This window comes from Kitasatospora sp. NPDC093558 (assembly GCF_040683475.1).
Lineage (GTDB): Bacteria > Actinomycetota > Actinomycetes > Streptomycetales > Streptomycetaceae > Kitasatospora.
The window spans coordinates 1-2468 of record NZ_JBFBDY010000817.1 but is presented as its reverse complement, the minus strand read 5'-3'; the positions used below and the strand labels follow the sequence as shown (position 1 = coordinate 2468).

General features: G+C 72.8%; 2 protein-coding genes. One reads left to right on the top strand and one right to left on the bottom strand.

All coding sequences use genetic code 11. From position 1 onward, the window contains the following. Window positions 1–246: 246 nt before the first annotated feature. A complete protein-coding gene (locus tag AB0O00_RS35625) occupies window positions 247–867 on the bottom strand; it encodes a choice-of-anchor C family protein (RefSeq protein ID WP_363658849.1) in 621 nt (206 codons plus the stop codon). A gap of 474 nt (window positions 868–1341) precedes the next feature. Here AB0O00_RS35625 and AB0O00_RS35620 point away from each other — a divergent pair, with 474 nt between their 5' ends. Further along, a complete protein-coding gene (locus AB0O00_RS35620; protein ID WP_363658848.1) occupies window positions 1342–2295 on the top strand; it encodes an aldo/keto reductase in 954 nt (317 codons plus the stop codon). Window positions 2296–2468: the final 173 nt, after the last annotated feature.

Here is a 2468-nt window from a genome sequence, read left to right as displayed (position 1 = left end):
CCGCGCGCGCAGGTGGGGGCGCGGACGGGCGGCCGACTGGGGGTGTGGTCCGGTGCGGGGGAGCTGCGTGGGGTGCTGAGGTTCAAACTGGACTAGACCAGCTGTGCACGTCAAGCACTTCCCCGGCCCCGGGGGCCCGCCGAGAGGAGGTTTTAGGGCGGGATTAAGGAGGCGGCGTCGGACGGCCCGGTGTCGGACGGCCCAGCGTCGGATGGCCTGGTGTCGGGCGGCCCGGCGCCGGGCGGATCAGTTGCAGCAGGGCTTGCACTCCTTCACCTGGACGTCGTCGAGCACCGGCCCGAACGCGCCCGCCACCGTGCTCCGGAAGCCCAGCGTGGTGGTCGGGTTGTGCGCGACGAAGCTGAACTGCCGTCCCACGTAGCCCATCGCGGCCCTCGTCTTGCCGGTGACGTCGAAGGAGAAGTCCTGGAAGTCCTGGCCGTCGATCAGCGCCCGCCCGGTCCGCAGCGCCGGACCGCCGTCGGGGTTGCCCGCCAGTGCGTACGTCACCGAGTAGGTGGTGCCGGGGACGGTGGTGAAGGTCTGGGCGATGGTGCCGCTGTCGGTGCCGTTGAGGTCCAGCGACTGGTCGCCCTCGGCGGCCTGCCAGTAGCCCGCGCCGATCAGGTCGACGCTGCCGGCCGTGATCCGCCACGGGCCGACGGTCTGGCCCGCGGTGAGGTCGGTGAAGCCGTTCGCCGGGGCCTTGGGCGACTCGAAGCTCCCGTCGTCGAAGCGGCTGGCGGCGCGGTGCTGCGCGCCGACGCCGTGCGCCGGGGCGGCGAACGCGGTGGAGGCGGCGACGAGGACGGCGGCGGCGACGGCCGTGCGGGTGCGGGTGCGGGTGCGGGTGCGGGTGAACGACATGGTCGGCTCCTTACGGTTACGGCAAGCGGTACGTGGAAACGGCCGGTCCGTGCGACCGACCGATGATCGGATGCGTACGGTGATCAGCCGCGCACCGAGCGTCGATCGCGCCGCCGTGCCCTGCCAAGACCGGACGGGCGGCGCCCGGTGGCGAGGGGGTCTCGATGATCGGCTTCCGTGCGCCGGTTTGGCCGGGCGTCACCTGTGCTCACGCGGTGAACGCTCCGCGGGCGAACGCCGAAGGCCGACAGCCGGGCCCGTCCGGCCTGGTGGTGAAGTGATCGACGCGCGCCCCGGACGCGCCCGGGCGGCGGGCTGATGACCGGACAATCGGCCCGTTCGTGATCCGGAAGGTGCTTGACCTTGAGTGCACTCCAAGGTGGAGGCTGTTCTCCGTCGACCCGCTGAGCCGTCAGGACTGAGCCCCATCAGGGCTGAGCCGTCAGGGCTGAGCCACCAGATCGGAGAACCGTCATGCGCACCGCCCCGTTCGGACTCAACGGCCCGGAGACCGGCGTCCTCGGCCTCGGCTGCATGGGGATGACCCACGCCTACGACGTGCAGAACCGCGACGACGAGAAGTCCGTCCAGGTGATCCGCCAGGCGCTGGACCTCGGCGTCACCCTGATCGACACCGCCGACATGTACGGGCCCTACACCAACGAGGAGGTCGTCGGCGCCGCCCTCGCCGGCCCGTACCGCGAGCGCGCCTTCCTCGCCACCAAGGTGGGCATCGTCCCGGGCGGCAGCGGCCAGGGCGAGCGCAACGGGCGCCCCGAGCACGTGCGCCGCTCGATCGACGAGAGCCTGCGCCGCCTCGGCACCGACCACGTCGACCTCTACCAGCTGCACCGGGTCGACCCGGACGTCCCGATCGAGGAGACCTGGGGCGCCCTCGCCGAGGTCGTCCAGGCCGGCAAGGCACGCCGGATCGGCCTGTCCGAGGTGACCGTCGAGGAGATCCGGCGCGCGCAATCGGTGCACCCGGTGGCCTCCGTGCAGTCCGAACTCTCCCTCTGGACCAGGGACGTGCTGGCCGACGTCCTGCCGTACACCGAGGATCAGGGCATCGCGTTCCTGCCGTTCTCGCCGCTCGGCCGCGGCTTCCTGACCGGCAGCATCTCCTCCTTCGACGAGCTGCCCGCCGACGACTTCCGCCGCCGGCTGCCGCGCTTCCAGCAGGACGCGCTCAAGGCGAACCTGGCGCTGGTCGCGAAGGTGCGGGAGGTCGCCGAGCGGATCGGCGCGACGCCCGCGCAGGTGGCGCTGGCCTGGACGCTGGCGCAGGGCCGGTACGTCTTCCCCATCCCGGGCACCCGCACCCCGCGCTACCTGGTGGACAACGCCGGCGCGGCGGACGTCGTGCTCTCGGCGGCCGACCTCGCCGAGCTGGACGCGATCCCGTCGGCGACCGGCGGGCGGTACTGAACGGGCGGTACTGAACGGGCGCTACTGAACGGGCGGGCGCTGCCGAGCGTCCCGCAGGGTCCTACCGCTCCTTGACCCACACCTGCTGCCGTCCGGTCTCCGCCGGGGCCCGGACGGCGGCGTCGGCGATCCGCTCCAGCCGGTAGCCGAGCTTGCGCGGGACGGCCGCGCTG

Coding starts and splice junctions, on each gene's coding strand:
- AB0O00_RS35620 (WP_363658848.1), top strand. CDS start 1,342: ATGCGCACCGCCCCGTTCGGACTCAACGGCCCGGAGACCGGCGTCCTC.
- AB0O00_RS35625 (WP_363658849.1), bottom strand. CDS start 867: ATGTCGTTCACCCGCACCCGCACCCGCACCCGCACCCGCACGGCCGTC.